Origin of the sequence: Streptomyces coeruleofuscus (assembly GCF_039532725.1) — a bacterium.
GTDB lineage: Bacteria > Actinomycetota > Actinomycetes > Streptomycetales > Streptomycetaceae > Streptomyces > Streptomyces coeruleofuscus.
Map to the genome: position 1 here is coordinate 210,899 of NZ_BAAASE010000004.1, position 13,621 is coordinate 224,519.

Consider the following 13,621-nt stretch of genomic DNA (forward strand, 5'->3'; position numbering starts at 1 on the left):
CCCATGCCCGATAACACCCACGAATTCGACTACGTCGTCATAGGCGGCGGGACCGCCGGTTCCGTCATCGCCTCCCGACTGACCGAGAACCCCGACGTCTCCGTCGCCGTCATCGAGGGCGGCCCGAGCGACGTCGGCCGCGACGACGTGCTGACCCTGCGCCGCTGGATGGGCCTGCTGGGCGGCGAGCTCGACTACGACTACCCCACCACCGAGCAGCCGCGCGGGAACTCGCACATCCGGCACAGCCGGGCCCGGGTCCTGGGCGGCTGTTCCTCGCACAACACGCTGATCGCCTTCAAGCCGCTGCCCGCCGACTGGGACGAGTGGGAGACGGCCGGCGCCAAGGGCTGGGGCGCGGTGCAGATGGAGGCGTACTTCGCGCGCCTGCTCAACAACGTCGTCCCGGTCGACGAGAAGGACCGGAACGCCATCGCCCGCGACTTCGTCGACGCCGCCCAGGAGGCGCTGGGCGTGCCGCGCGTCGACGGCTTCAACAAGAAGCCCTTCACCGAGGGCGTCGGCTTCTTCGACCTCGCCTACCACCCCGAGAACAACAAGCGGTCCTCGGCGTCGGTGGCGTACCTGCACCCGGTGATGGACGAGCGCCCCAACCTGACGATCCTGCTGGAGACCTGGGCGTACAAGCTGGAGCTGAACGGCAACCGTGCCGAGGGCGTGCACGTCCGCACCAAGGAGGGCGAGGAGATCCTCGTCAAGGCCCGCAACGAGGTCCTGCTGTGCGCCGGCGCCGTCGACTCGCCCCGGCTGCTGATGCACTCCGGCATCGGCCCGAAGGCGGACCTGGAGAAGCTCGGCATCCCCGTCGCGCACGACCTGCCGGGCGTCGGCGAGAACCTGCTCGACCACCCCGAGTCGGTCATCGTCTGGGAGACCAACGGCCCCATCCCGGAGAACTCCGCGATGGACTCGGACGCGGGCCTGTTCGTGCGCCGCGACCCCGAACTGCCGCACCCGGACCTGATGTTCCACTTCTACCAGATCCCCTTCACGGACAACCCGGAGCGACTGGGCTACCAGCGGCCGGAGTTCGGCGTCTCGATGACCCCGAACATCCCCAAGCCGAAGAGCCGCGGGCGGCTGTACCTGACCAGCGCCGACCCCGAGGCCAAGCCCGCCCTGGACTTCCGCTACTTCACCGACGAGGACGACTACGACGGCAAGACCCTCGTCGACGGCATCAGGATCGCCCGCGAGATAGCCAAGACCGAACCGCTGGCCGGCTGGCTCAAGCGCGAGGTGGCCCCGGGCCCGGACGTCACCGGTGACGAGGAGCTCGGCGAGTACGCCCGCAAGGTCGCGCACACCGTCTACCACCCCGCGGGCACCTGCAAGATGGGCGCCGCCGACGACGGGCTCGCGGTCGTCGACCCCGAGCTGCGCGTCCGCGGCCTGGAGGGCATCCGCATCGCCGATGCCTCCGTGTTCCCCACGATGACCACCGTCAACCCGATGATCGGCGTGCTCATGGTCGGGGAGAAGGCCGCCGAGCTGATCGGTGGTGGTTCCCAGTGACCGCGACCCTCGAACCCCCCACGGAGCAGACCATGGACACCACACCCGTCTTCTCGGTGGAGGGCCTGTGGAAGGTGTTCGGCCCCAAGGCCGAGCGCGTTCCCGCCGACACCGAGCTCACCGCCCTCGACCCCGCCGAGCTGCGCGCCCGCACCGGCTGCACGGCCGCCGTCCGCGACGTCAGCTTCGACGTGCGCAAGGGCGAGGTCTTCGTCGTCATGGGCCTGTCCGGCTCCGGCAAGTCCACGCTGGTGCGCTGTCTGACCCGGCTGATCGAGCCGACCGCCGGCACCATCGCCATCGACGGCGAGGACGTCCGCGCCATGGACCGTTCCCGGCTGCGCGAACTGCGCCGCCACCGCGCCGCCATGGTCTTCCAGCACTTCGGCCTGCTGCCGCACCGCACGGTCCTCGACAACGTCGCCTACGGCCTGGAGATCCAGGGCATGGGCAAGGCCGAGCGGCGCGAGCGGGCCGCCGAGGTCGTCGCCAAGGTCGGCCTGGAAGGCATGGAGCACCGCCGCCCCGGCCAGCTCTCCGGCGGCCAGCGGCAGCGCGTGGGCCTCGCCCGCGCGCTCGCCGTCGACCCCGAAGTCCTGCTGTTCGACGAGCCGTTCAGCGCGCTCGACCCGATGATCCGGCGCGACATGCAGGAGGAGGTCGTCCGGCTGCACCAGGAGGAGGGCCGCACGATGGTCTTCATCACCCACGACCTCCAGGAGGCCCTCAAGCTGGGCGACCGCATCGCCCTCATGCGCGACGGCCGGGTCGTGCAGCTCGGCACGCCCGAGGAGATCGTGGGCTCGCCCGCCGACGACTACGTCCGCGAGTTCGTCCGGGACGTCCCGCGCGAGCAGGTCATGACCGTCCGCACGGCCATGCGCCGCCCCTCGGCGGACCAGGACGGCAGCGGACCGGCGGTCCGGCCCGAGGCGACGGTCTCCGAGGCGATCGAGGCGGTCGCCCGCGCCGGCGCACCGGCCCGTGTCATGGACGAGGGCCGCTGCGTGGGCGTGATCGACTCCGACACCCTGCTCGGCGTCGTCGCCGGCACGGAGCAGCCCGCCCCGCCGGGGACCGAGCAGCCCAAGGAGGCGGTGTGATGGCGACCATCACCGCCTCCCCGCCCCGTATCGGCCTGCCCGCTCTGCTCAGGAGCCGTGCCTTCCAGAAGCTGCTGTTCCTGGCCGTCGCCGCGGCGATCCTCGTGCCGCTGGCGAACGCCCGCTGGGCCAGCGGCACCTGGCCGAGCGCCCTGACCGTCGACTTCTCCGAGCCGCTCGCCAAGGCCAGCGACTGGATCATCGACAACCGCGACAGCCACCCGCTGTTCCTGTACTTCTTCGGCCACGTCAGCAACGTCGTCGTGATCGCCGTACGGGCCGTCTACCTCGCCCTCCTCGCCATCGGCTGGGCGGGCGTCACGGCCCTGGGCGCGCTGGTCGCCTGGCGCGTCGCGGGCGTCCGGCTCGCGCTCGGCACGGCCGTCGCGTTCCTCGCCTGCGGCCTGCTCGGCATGTGGGTGCCGACCATGCAGACGCTCGCCCTGATGGTCGTCGCGGTCGTCGCGTCGGTCGTCGTCGGCATGCTGCTCGGGCTCGCCGCCGGTCTCTCCGACCGGATGGACCGCGTCCTGCGCCCGGTCCTGGACACCATGCAGGTGCTGCCCGCCTTCGCCTACCTGCTGCCGGTCGTGCTGGTCTTCGGCATCGGCGTCCCGGCGGCCGTCCTGGCCACCGTCATCTACGCCGCCCCGCCCATGGCCCGCCTGACCTCGCTCGGTCTGCGCGGCGCCGACAAGGAGGTGCTGGAGGCCGTCGAGTCGCTCGGCTCCACCGCACGGCAGCGGCTGCTGACCGCCCGGCTCCCGCTGGCCCGCAAGGAACTCCTGCTCGGCGTCAACCAGACGATCATGATGGCGCTGTCCATGGCCGTCATCGCGGCCGTCATCGGCGCGGGCGGTCTCGGTGACCGCGTCTACCAGGCACTGGCCTCGGTCGACGTCGGTGCCGCGCTCGCCGCCGGTATCCCGATCGTGCTGCTGGCCGTCGTCCTGGACCGCGTCACCGGCGCGGCGGGGGAGAAGCTCGGCGCCGAACCGGAGCCCCGCAGCGGACTCGGCTGGCTCGTCGCCCTCATCGGCGTGGTCGCCGTGGCGGTCGCCGGGCGTCTCGCGGGCCGGCTCGACTGGCCCGAAGCCTGGATCGTCGGCATCGCCGAGCCCGTCAACCGCGCCGTCGACTGGATGACCGCGCACCTGTACTCCGGCGTCCCCGTCATCGGCGGCACCGCCGACTGGGCCGGCCACTTCACCACCTGGGTCCTCGACCCGGTGCGCGGCGGCCTCCAGTGGCTGCCCTGGTGGTCGGTCCTGCTCATCGTCGCCGCCCTCGCCTGGGTGATCGGCACCTGGCGCACCGCGCTCACCGCCGTCCTCGCCATGGCCGCGATCGGCGTCCTCGGCGTCTGGAAGCCCTCCCTCGACACCCTCTCCCAGGTCCTCGCGGCCGTCGCCGTCACCCTCGTCGTCGGGTTCGCCGTCGGTATCGCCGCGGCCCGCAGCGACCGCCTGGAACGGGCCCTGCGGCCGGTCCTCGACGTCTTCCAGACGATGCCGCAGTTCGTGTACCTGATCCCGGTCGTCGCCCTGTTCGGCGTCGGCCGCGCCCCGGCCGTCGCGGCCGCGATCGTGTACGCGCTCCCGGCCGTCGTCCGCATCACCACCCAGGGCCTGCGCCAGGTCGACCCGGCCGCGCTGGAGGCCTCCGGCTCGCTCGGCGCGACCAGCTGGCAGCAGCTCAAGCAGATCCAGCTCCCGCTGGCCCGCCCGGCCCTGCTGCTCGCCGTCAACCAGGGCCTCGTCCTGGTCCTCGCCGTCGTCGTCATCGGCGGCCTGGTCGGCGGTGGCGCACTCGGCTACGACGTCGTCTTCGGCCTCGCCCAGGGCGACCTGGCGACCGGTCTGGTGGCCGGTGGGGCGATCGTCTGCCTCGGCCTGATGCTCGACCGGGTGACCCAGCCCACCGAACGCCGCGCGAAGAAGGGAGCGTGACATGCGAGTCCGCAAGACGGCCCTCGTCGCCGCCCTGAGCTCCCTGGCGCTGCTCACCGGCTGCGGCGCCGCAGACATGACCAAGCAGGCCTCGCCCTTCGCCAACGCGCAGGGCGCCAAGACCGTGACCCTGTCCGTGCAGTCCTGGGTGGGCGCCCAGGCCAACGTGGCCGTCGCCCAGTACATCCTGGAGCACGAGCTGGGCTACCGCGTCGACACCGTCCAGGTCGACGAAGTGCCCGCCTGGGACGCGCTCAGCCAGGGCCGCGTCGACGCGCTCCTGGAGGACTGGGGCCACCCCGAGCAGGAGCAGCGGTACGTCAAGGACAAGAAGACGATCACCGACGGCGGTGAACTCGGCGTCACCGGTCACATCGGCTGGTTCGTCCCGACGTACCTCGCCAAGCAGCACCCGGACATCACGAACTGGAAGAACCTCAACAAGTACTCCCACCTGTTCCGCACCCCGGAGAGCGGCGACAAGGGCCAGCTGATGGACGGTTCGCCGTCCTACGTCACCAACGACAAGGCGCTGGTGAAGAATCTGAAGCTGGACTACCAGGTGGTGTTCGCGGGCTCCGAGGCTGCGCAGATCACGCAGATGAGGCAGTTCGCCAAGGAGAAAAAGCCCTTCCTCACCTACTGGTACACGCCGCAGTGGCTCTTCAAGAAGGTCCCCATGACCGAGGTGAAGCTGCCGCCGTACAAGGAGGGCTGCGACGCCGACCCGGAGAAGGTCGCCTGCGCCTATCCGCACACACCGCTGAAGAAGTACCTGAACTCGGGCTTCGTGAAGAACGGCGGCAAGGCGGCGGCCTTCCTGAAGAAGTTCGAGTGGACGACCGAGGACCAGAACGAGGTCTCCCTGATGATCGCCGACAAGAAGATGACGCCGGAGGACGCGGCGAAGAAGTGGGCGGACAGCCACAAGTCCACGTGGAAGAAGTGGCTGTCCTGAGCGTCCCTACGGTCGCAGGCCTTCGGCGATCTCCCGCAGGGCCCGGGCGGCCCGCCGCTGGAGACCCGGCCCGAAGGTGATCCGGGTGGCCCCCAGCGCGCCGAGTTCGGCGGGCGTGGGGCCACCCTCGGTCGGGGCACCCACGTTGATCGGCCCCTGGATGCCGGCCCGCAGCAGCGGCAGCACCTCCGGCGGGGCCCCGATCGGGTAGACGCAGTCGGCGCCCGCGGCCACGTACAACGCGGCCCGCTCGATGGCCCGTTCCGGATCGGCGACCCCGCGGGCGAAGGTGTCCACGCGCGCGTTGAGGAAGAGCCGGTCCGCCGCGGCCGACCGTACCTCGGCCAGCCAGTCGGCGTGCGCACGCGGGTCCTTGAGCACCCCGCCCTCGGAGTCCTCCAGGTTGCAGCCCACCGCCCCCGTCTCCAGCAGCCGCTCCACCAGCTCCTTCGGGGCGAGCCCGTACCCGCCCTCCACGTCCGCCGAGACGGGCACGTCGACGGCGCGGACGATCCGGGCGACCGCCGCGAACATCTCGTCGGCCGGGACCTGCCCGTCCTCGTAGCCGAGGGAGGCGGCGACCCCGGCACTGGGCGTGGCGAGCGCCGGGAACCCGGCCTCGGCGAACACCCGGGCGCTGGCCGCGTCCCAGGGGCCGGGCAGCACCAGGGGATCGCCGGGCGCCCGGTGGCGGTGCAGGTCGCGGAACACTTCAGCCTTGCTCATGGTGTGTACCCCCCAGGCGGGATCCGGCGGCTGACCATCACCCGGTTCCAGTTGTTGATGGCGACGACCAGGCCGGTCAGATGGGCGAGTTCGGCCTCGTCGAAGTGTTTCGCGGCCTGCTCGTACACCTCGTCCGGCACAAAACCGGCGGTGAGGACCGTCACGGCCTCGGTCAGCGCCAGCGCGGCCCGCTCCCGCTCGTCGAAGACGTCCCCGGCCTCCTCCCAGGCCGCCAGCAGGTCGAGCTGCTTCTCGCTCACCCCGTACTCGCGGGCGATCGCGAGATGCATGTCGAGGCAGAACGCGCAGTGGTTGAGCTGCGAGGCGCGGATCACGACGAGTTCGGCCAGGGCCGGGTCGCCCAGGCCCTGCTTGGCGGCCTTGCTGAGGGCGGACAAGGCCCGTCCGACCGCCGGGTCGAGCAGGCGCGTCCGGGCCGTCACTTGTACTGGCCCGGCTGGTAGTGCCCCGGCGCCATACGGCACGTCACCCCGAAGCGGTTCCAGGCGTTGATCGTCGTGATCGCGGCGATCAGCTGTGCCAGCTCGGCCTCCTCGAAGTGCTCGGCTGCGTTCTCGTACACCTCGTCCGGCACGAAACCGTCCGTCAGAACCGTCACGGCCTCCGTCAGCTCCAGGGCCGCGATCTCCTTCGCGGTGTAGAAGTGCCGCGACTCGTCCCAGGCGCTGAGCTGGAGGATCCGCTCGACGCTCTCGCCCGTCGCCAGGGCGTCCTTGGTGTGCATGTCGATGCAGAAGGCGCAGTGGTTGATCTGGGAGGCGCGGATCTTCACCAGCTCGTACAGCTTGTGGTCGAGGCCCTGCCGGGCGGCGATCTCCAGCCGGACCATCGCCTTGTAGACCTCGGGCGCGTGCTTGGCCCAGTCCAGGCGGGCGGGCTGCTCGGGGGCGTACCTCACGGTCGTCGTGGTCGTCGTGTCAGGGGTAGGCGTCGTCATGTCCTCGACCCTAGGAAGGAAGCAGCCCAGGGGTATGGTCCATTTCCATGGCGGAACAGTGGGCCACTTTGGGCATCGACCTGCACCTGGAGCCGACCGGCCCGGGTCTGCGCCGGGGGCTGACCGACGCCCTGCGCGAGGCGGTGCGCTCCGGCCGGCTGGCCCCCGGCACCCGGCTGCCCTCCTCCCGCGCGCTCGCCGCCGACCTGGGCATCGCCCGCAACACGGTCGCCGACGCCTATTCCGACCTGGTCGCCGAGGGCTGGCTCACCGCTCGCCAGGGCTCGGGGACCCGGGTCGCCGCCCGGACGGTGGTCCGGCCGGCGGGCACGGCACCCCACGCCCGCGAACGCGGCCGACCCGCCTACGACCTGCGCCCCGGCAGCCCCGACCTGGCCTCCTTCCCGCGCGCGGAGTGGCTCAAGGCCGCCCGCCGCGCCCTGACCGCGGCGCCGCACGACGCCCTCGACTACGGCGACCCCCGCGGTCGCCCCGAGCTGCGCGCCGCGCTCGCCGGCTACCTCTCCCGGGCCCGGGGCGTACGCGCCGAGCCCGGACGGATCGTGGTGTGCGCCGGGTTCGCGCACGGCCTGAAGCTGCTCGGCACGGCCCTGCGGGCGCGCGGGGCACGGACGGTCGCCGTCGAGTCGTACGGGCTCGACGTGCACTGGAGGCTCCTGGCCGCGTCCGGTCTGCACACGGTCCCGCTGCCCTTCGACCGACTGGGCACCGACCCGGGCGCGTTGTCCGCCGCCGACGCGGTCCTCCTCACGCCCGCCCACCAGTTCCCCATGGGCGTCCCCCTGCACCGCGACCGTCGCGCGGCCGTCGTGGACTGGGCGCGCCGCACCGGCGGGCTGGTGCTGGAGGACGACTACGACGGCGAGTTCCGCTACGACCGTCAGCCCGTGGGCGCGCTCCAGGGGCTGGACCCCGACCGGGTGGTCTACCTGGGCACCGCGAGCAAGTCCCTGGCGCCCGGGCTGCGGCTGGCCTGGATGGTGCTGCCGCCGGGCCTCGCGGAGGAGACCGTGGCGGCCAAGGGCGGGGTCGACACCTGCGGGGTGCTGGACCAGCTGACCCTGGCCGAGTTCCTCACGTCCGGGGCCTACGACCGCCACGTCCGCGCGACCCGCCTGCACTACCGGCGCCGCCGGGACGCCCTGGTCGCCGCCGTCGCGGCCCGGACCACCGAAGCCCGGGTCACCGGCATCGCGGCCGGCCTGCACGTCCTGCTGCGGCTGCCGCCCGGCACCGAGCAGTCGGTGCTCCAGGCGGCCCACTGGCAGGGCCTGGCGGTCCACGGGCTCACCCGCTACCGGCACGCCGCCTCGGTCGTCGAGCCGGCCGACGCCCTGGTCGTCGGCTACGGGACACCGCCGGACCACGCCTGGTCGGGGGCGCTGGACGCGCTGTGCGCGGTACTGCCCGGATAATCGCGCGAATTCTCCTTCGGAATGCCGTTCAGCGGATATGGTCACCGCGGCGAGCGGCCCCTGGACCCGGAGCGCTGGCGGCGGGCCGGTAGCCCATGTCGCCCATCTCCCACCAGCCGTCGGTGAGCTGACGGTCGTAGCGCTCCGGCATGCCGAGGTAGGTGAGGATCCGTCCCCGGGTGCGGGCCTCGATCCGGCCGGGGGCGCCGGGCCGGTACCCGCCCGCCCCCGGCGTCGGTGACCCGGACCCGGGTGAAGCCGGGTATCCCGAACCCGAGGGCGGGGGCGACGTCCAGCGGCCGGTCCAGGGTGACGAAGACGGCACCGTGCCGGTCGGCCGCACGCCGGAAGACCGGTCCGGGACAGAAACCGCGGTCCGTGAACAGGGATGCTCGCATGGGGGCGTTCCTCTTTGCGGGGTTCACCAGGCGCCCCGGCGGACCAGATGGCGGCGGAGCTTCCCGGTCGCCGTGCGCGGCAGCGACGGGACGAAGCTGACGCTGCGGGGAACCTCGAACGCGGCGAGGCTCTCCCGCGCCAGGCCGACGAGCTCGTCCGCCAGGCCGTCCCGCACCGGCGACGCGGGGACCACGAAGGCCCGCAGCCGGCTCGCGCCCCGCCCGTCGGGCACGGCCGCGACCACCACCTCCCGCACCGCCGGATGGCCGCGCAGCACGGCCTCCACCTCCAGCGGGGAGACGGTGATGCCGCCGACCATCTCCATGTCGTCGGCCCGGCCCAGATGCCGGTAGGAGCCGTCCGGTTCGCGGCACGCCCGGTCGCGGGTGGCCAGCCAGCCGCCGACCAGGGCCTGGGCGGTCTCCTCGGGCCGGTTCAGATAGCCGGGCGTCACCGTCGGCCCGCGCACCCACATCTCGCCCGCCTCGCCGTCCGGCACCGGGTGGCCGTCGCGGTCCCGCAGCTCCACCTCGAAGCCGGGCACGGGACGGCCGACCGTCCCCGGGTGGTTGTGGGCGAAACCGTTGGCGCAGAACGCGTGACCGGCCTCCGTCGAGCCGATCTGTTCCAGCACGGGCGCGCCGAACAACGCGGTCACCTGCCGGGCGAGCCCCTCCGGCAGCCCCTCGCCGGCCGACACCGCGGCCCGCACCGAGGCGAAGCGGCCCTCGTGCCCGTGGCCCCGCTCGGCCACCAGCGCGGCGTACGCGGACGGCACGGAGTACAGCAGCGTCACCCGGTGCCGGGCGACGAGCTCGTCGATGGTCGCCGAGGTGGGCCGGTCGACCAGCACCGCGGACGAGCCGGAGAAGAGCGGGAAGACGAAGGCGTTGCCGAAGCCGTAGGCGAAGAACAGCTTCGACACCGACAGGGTGACGTCCTCCGGGGTGATCCGCAGCACCCGCCGGCCGACGAGGTCGTGGTACGTCCGCGGATCGCCGTGCGTGTGCACGACCCCCTTGGGGCGGCCCGTGGCGCCGGAGGTGTACTGGACGTAGAGCGGGGTGTGCGCGTCGACCTGGTGGGCGGGCGCGGGCTCGGCGGCGGGGGCGAGCGCCATCAGCTGGTCGGCACCCAGACGGGCCCGTCCGGCGAACCGCCCCTCCAGGCCCGGCCCCGTCACACAGAGCACGGGCCCGGTGTCCTCGGCCAGGAACGCGTGGTCGGCCGCCGGGAGTTCGGGGTTGACCGGAACCGCGACGGCGCCGAGACGGGCGGTGGCGAGGAAGGCCGTCACCCAGGCGGGGCAGTCGGGCAGGGCCAGCAGCACACGGTCCCCGGGGCGTACCCCCTGCCCGGCGAGCACGGTGGCGGCCCGGGCCGCGAGGTCGTGCACCTCGCCGTGGGTCCAGGCCCGGTGCCCCTGGTGGAAGGCGATCCGCCCGCCCCACCCACGCCGCTCGGCGAGCTCCGCGAGCTGGGCCGAGAGGTTCCCGGGCGCCTCGGCCTCGGCGGGGTGCAGCACGGCCTGCGGACTGGTCATCGCCGCGCCTCCCCGGCGGCCCCGGCCCGGTCTCCCGGCGGGGCCTGCCGCCGGATCCGGTCGGCCGTGTGCTGGTGCAGGGCCCGCATCGGGGCCGCGGTCTTCAGCAGCATCTCCTCGTACTCCGCGTCCGGATCGGAGCCGAGGACGATCGCTCCGCCCGCGCCCAGATGCATCTGGCCGTCGGCGAGGACGGCGGTACGGATGACGATGCTGAGATCCGCGCCGCCGCCGCACCCGAAGTAGCCGAGGGCGCCGGAGTACACGCCCCGGGCCTCGGACTCCAGCGAGTCGATGATCTCCAGCGCGCGCAGCTTCGGTGCGCCGGTCATCGAGCCGCCGGGAAAACAGGCCCGGACACAGTCCACCGCGTCCGTGTCCGCCCGCAGCCTGCCCTGAACGGTCGAGACGAGCTGGTGCACGGTGGCGTACGTCTCCGTGGCCATGAGCTTGGAGACCCGCACCGATCCAGTCCGGCAGACCTGCCCCAGGTCGTTGCGGATCAGGTCGACGATCATCAGGTTCTCGGCCCTGGTCTTGGCGTCCGACGCCAGCGCGTCCCGCAGCCGGGCGTCCTCCTCGGGCCCGTCGCCTCTCGGCGCGGTCCCCTTGATGGGCCTGGCCTCGGCGGTGCCGTCCCGCCCGATCCGCAGGAACCGCTCGGGCGAGGACCCGGCCACCTCCAGCGCGCCGAGCCTCAGGAACGCCGCGTACGGCGCCGGGTCGTCGCGGCGCAGCGTCCGGTAGAACTCGAACGCGTCGTGCGGTGCGGGCAGCCGGGCGGCGTTGGTCAGGCAGACCTCGTAACTGGTGCCCGCCCGCAACTCCCGCTTGCACGCCTCGATGTCCGCGAGGTACGTCGCCCGGTCGCGCACCAGCCACGGTTCTGCGGCGCCGGGGTCCGCCGGACCCGCCGGCACGGGCAGGGGCGGCCGCTCCGTCGCCACGCACGTGAGGTCGGCCAGTGCGCTCTCCAGCCAGTCGGCGGCCTCCCGGGCGGCCTGCGGGGTGTCCTCCGCCAGGCAGACGGCGTACGTGAAGCCCTCCTGGTGGTCCACCGCGATCACCCGGTCGGCGAACAGCCAGGCGGCGTCCGGGGCCGGGGAGCGGTGGCGGTTGGGCGACCCGCAGTCCGCCTTCACCTCGTAGCCGAAGTAGCCGACGTAGCCCCCGGTGAAGTCGAACGGCAACCCGGTCGCGTCCACCCGTCGGCTGGTCAACTGCCGCTTGAGGTAGTCGAACACACTGGCCGCGACCTTCCGCGCCGGCCGCCCCGCCCGCTCGATCTCACAGCGCCCGCTGCCGACGTCGTACCGCACGAACTCGGCCAGCGGCCCGCTGTCGTCCCCGAAGAACGAGAACCGCGACCGCCCCGGCTCCACCAGCGAACTGTCCAGCCAGAATGCCCGCGAAGACCCCGCGTACATCCGCGCGAACGCCGCCTCGGCATCCACCGCACCAGCGATCCGCCGACTGTGCAGCCGGTACCCGACGCGCTGGGGGCGACGGGGGCGGGGGATGGTGGCGGCGGGCGGGGCGGCCGGCACAGAGGGAACCAGGGCGTCGTCGGGCACGGCCCGGGACCGGGGATCGGTCGTGACGAGGGCCCCTGCCGGTACCCAGCCCGCCGAATCCGCCGCGGGCCGCCGCGACACCCCCGCCTCGCACTCCGGTACCACCACGCGGCGCCGGGCCGACGACTCGTGCGACGGCACCGCAGTGTTCTTCGTGCGCAGCTTGCCGGCCCGTTTCGCGGTCAGGTTGCGGAAGTTCACGAGCATGCGATGGCCGAACTCCGTGAGGACGGACTCCGGGTGGAACTGCACGCCCCACAGCGGCCGGGTGCGGTGCCGCAGGCCCATCAGGACGCCGTCCTCCGCCCAGGCCGTGGCCTCCAGCATCTCCGGCAGCGGCTCGCGCACGGACAGCGAGTGGTAGCGGACGGCGGTGAAGTGCTGCGGCAGGCCCTGGAACAGGTCGCGTTCGTCATGCCGGATCGTGGACAGGTGCCCGTGCCGCGGCTCCGGAGCGGGCCCCACCACCCCGTGCTCCCCGAGCGCGATGCCCTGATGGCCGAGACACACGCCGAGCACGGGAAGCGGGGAGGTCGCGACCAGCCTGGCCGCGATGCCGAAGTCACGCGCGTCCGCCGGGTGCCCTGGACCCGGGGACACCACCAGGTTGTCGAACTCCCGGAGATCCGGGACCCCGTCGACGGTGGCGTCGTTGCGGACGACCACCGGCTCCTCGCCGTTGACCTCGGCGATCAGCTGGAACAGGTTGTACGTGTACGAGTCGTAATTGTCGATGAGCAGGGTCTTCACCCGCCCACCTCCCTCTGTTCGTTCGCGGGCCTACGTGGCCCGGCGTTTGTGCCGTCCGCGGAGCGCCTGGAGCGACGGGTACAGCCATTTCCTGAAGAAACGCTGGAGTCGCGGCATGAGAATCCAGGTGACCAGGGCCGTCACGCACAGACATAACAACAGCGTGCGGAACAGTGCATTGAGGTCACCGAGATAGGGAAGCACCGTCGGATTGAACAGGAGCACCGGCGGAAAAACCGCGCTCATATTCACGAACCACAGTTTCCATTTCGACGGCGGAGCAGGCGGCGCGGGTGTCAGAGTCTGCGCCTCGAACCAGGCCCGGGCACCCGGCACCCGTCTGCTCTCCGCCTCCTGGGCGAGCCCCTCCAGCCGGGCGTCCCACTGTGCCCGGGAGGGCGATTTCTTCCAGGCCAGGGCCGCACCCTCGCTGGCGAAGCGATAGACGACATGCCACTCCGCCCCTCCGTCGACAAGTACCCCACCCCCCAGAAACCCCGGTTGCCGCGCGGTCGCGCCCAGCATGACCCACCCCCAGGAGTGGAAGTCGGCCGCCCGGCCCGGCATCACGTGATAGGCCACGGTGACCGTGACGGGATTACTGGTCACGCCGTCCCATACGGAAAGCGGTTCACCCGCGTTCAAGATTCAACAAACAATTTTCCGGTCGTCCGGAACGTGAAGCTTTT

At 72.5% G+C, this 13,621-nt stretch carries 12 protein-coding genes; 5 read left to right on the plus strand and 7 right to left on the minus strand.

Features of this window, described 5'->3' with window-relative positions; translation table 11 throughout:
- Positions 1 to 3: 3 nt before the first annotated feature.
- Genes ABFX81_RS16355 through ABFX81_RS16370 form a run of 4 tightly spaced genes read left to right on the plus strand, consistent with a single transcriptional unit; the run spans position 4 to position 5,546 of the window.
- A complete protein-coding gene (locus ABFX81_RS16355; protein ID WP_086845359.1) occupies positions 4 to 1,536 on the plus strand; it encodes a GMC oxidoreductase in 1,533 nt (510 codons plus the stop codon).
- Between the two features lie 32 nt (positions 1,537 to 1,568).
- Entirely contained in the window at positions 1,569 to 2,639 is a 1,071-nt protein-coding gene (locus tag ABFX81_RS16360) for a betaine/proline/choline family ABC transporter ATP-binding protein (RefSeq protein WP_086845401.1), read from the plus strand.
- Positions 2,639 to 4,588, plus strand: a complete 1,950-nt coding sequence (locus ABFX81_RS16365) for an ABC transporter permease subunit (protein ID WP_086845357.1) — start codon at positions 2,639 to 2,641, stop codon at positions 4,586 to 4,588. Before ABFX81_RS16360 ends, ABFX81_RS16365 begins: the two co-directional genes overlap by 1 nt.
- A 1-nt stretch (position 4,589) precedes the next feature.
- Positions 4,590 to 5,546, plus strand: a complete 957-nt coding sequence (locus ABFX81_RS16370; RefSeq protein ID WP_086845355.1) for a glycine betaine ABC transporter substrate-binding protein — start codon at positions 4,590 to 4,592, stop codon at positions 5,544 to 5,546.
- A 6-nt stretch (positions 5,547 to 5,552) separates the two neighbouring features.
- Here ABFX81_RS16370 and ABFX81_RS16375 read toward each other — a convergent pair whose 3' ends face one another.
- From ABFX81_RS16375 to ABFX81_RS16385, 3 genes are read right to left on the minus strand one after another with little or no spacing between them, the layout of a single operon-like run.
- Positions 5,553 to 6,272, minus strand: coding sequence for an isocitrate lyase/phosphoenolpyruvate mutase family protein (locus ABFX81_RS16375; protein ID WP_086845353.1), 720 nt, complete (start codon positions 6,270 to 6,272; stop codon positions 5,553 to 5,555).
- Entirely contained in the window at positions 6,269 to 6,715 is a 447-nt protein-coding gene (locus ABFX81_RS16380; protein WP_086845351.1) for a carboxymuconolactone decarboxylase family protein, read from the minus strand. The genes ABFX81_RS16375 and ABFX81_RS16380 overlap by 4 nt, the downstream gene beginning before the upstream one ends.
- Positions 6,712 to 7,230, minus strand: coding sequence for a carboxymuconolactone decarboxylase family protein (locus tag ABFX81_RS16385; protein ID WP_086845349.1), 519 nt, complete (start codon positions 7,228 to 7,230; stop codon positions 6,712 to 6,714). The genes ABFX81_RS16380 and ABFX81_RS16385 overlap by 4 nt, the downstream gene beginning before the upstream one ends.
- A 47-nt stretch (positions 7,231 to 7,277) precedes the next feature.
- On the opposite strand from ABFX81_RS16385, the gene pdxR reads away from it, so the two are divergent.
- Positions 7,278 to 8,666, plus strand: a complete 1,389-nt coding sequence (pdxR, locus tag ABFX81_RS16390; RefSeq protein ID WP_086845347.1) for a MocR-like pyridoxine biosynthesis transcription factor PdxR — start codon at positions 7,278 to 7,280, stop codon at positions 8,664 to 8,666.
- Between the two features lie 28 nt (positions 8,667 to 8,694).
- Here pdxR and ABFX81_RS42210 read toward each other — a convergent pair whose 3' ends face one another.
- The 4 genes from ABFX81_RS42210 to ABFX81_RS16410 form a co-directional block, all read right to left on the minus strand.
- Positions 8,695 to 8,991 carry a hypothetical protein gene (locus ABFX81_RS42210; RefSeq protein ID WP_428837183.1) on the minus strand — a complete coding sequence of 99 codons (297 nt, stop codon included), beginning with the start codon at positions 8,989 to 8,991 and terminating at the stop codon, positions 8,695 to 8,697.
- A gap of 96 nt (positions 8,992 to 9,087) precedes the next feature.
- Positions 9,088 to 10,608, minus strand: a complete 1,521-nt coding sequence (locus ABFX81_RS16400; RefSeq protein WP_086845344.1) for an AMP-binding protein — start codon at positions 10,606 to 10,608, stop codon at positions 9,088 to 9,090.
- Entirely contained in the window at positions 10,605 to 12,932 is a 2,328-nt protein-coding gene (gene pabB / locus ABFX81_RS16405; RefSeq protein WP_346138248.1) for an aminodeoxychorismate synthase component I, read from the minus strand. The genes ABFX81_RS16400 and pabB overlap by 4 nt, the downstream gene beginning before the upstream one ends.
- A 30-nt stretch (positions 12,933 to 12,962) precedes the next feature.
- The gene (locus ABFX81_RS16410; RefSeq protein WP_346138371.1) at positions 12,963 to 13,541 is read right to left on the minus strand and encodes an antibiotic biosynthesis monooxygenase; all 579 of its coding nucleotides are present in this window, start codon (positions 13,539 to 13,541) and stop codon (positions 12,963 to 12,965) included.
- Positions 13,542 to 13,621: the final 80 nt, after the last annotated feature.

What these genes read in the sequence shown, in the direction of transcription:
- ABFX81_RS16375 (WP_086845353.1), bottom strand. Translation starts at nt 6,272, where the DNA reads ATGAGCAAGGCTGAAGTGTTCCGCGACCTGCACCGCCACCGGGCGCCC.
- ABFX81_RS16385 (WP_086845349.1), bottom strand. Translation starts at nt 7,230, where the DNA reads ATGACGACGCCTACCCCTGACACGACGACCACGACGACCGTGAGGTAC.
- ABFX81_RS16365 (WP_086845357.1), top strand. Translation starts at nt 2,639, where the DNA reads ATGGCGACCATCACCGCCTCCCCGCCCCGTATCGGCCTGCCCGCTCTG.
- ABFX81_RS16355 (WP_086845359.1), top strand. Translation starts at nt 4, where the DNA reads ATGCCCGATAACACCCACGAATTCGACTACGTCGTCATAGGCGGCGGG.
- ABFX81_RS16360 (WP_086845401.1), top strand. Translation starts at nt 1,569, where the DNA reads ATGGACACCACACCCGTCTTCTCGGTGGAGGGCCTGTGGAAGGTGTTC.
- ABFX81_RS16370 (WP_086845355.1), top strand. Translation starts at nt 4,590, where the DNA reads ATGCGAGTCCGCAAGACGGCCCTCGTCGCCGCCCTGAGCTCCCTGGCG.
- ABFX81_RS16400 (WP_086845344.1), bottom strand. Translation starts at nt 10,608, where the DNA reads ATGACCAGTCCGCAGGCCGTGCTGCACCCCGCCGAGGCCGAGGCGCCC.
- pdxR (WP_086845347.1), top strand. Translation starts at nt 7,278, where the DNA reads ATGGCGGAACAGTGGGCCACTTTGGGCATCGACCTGCACCTGGAGCCG.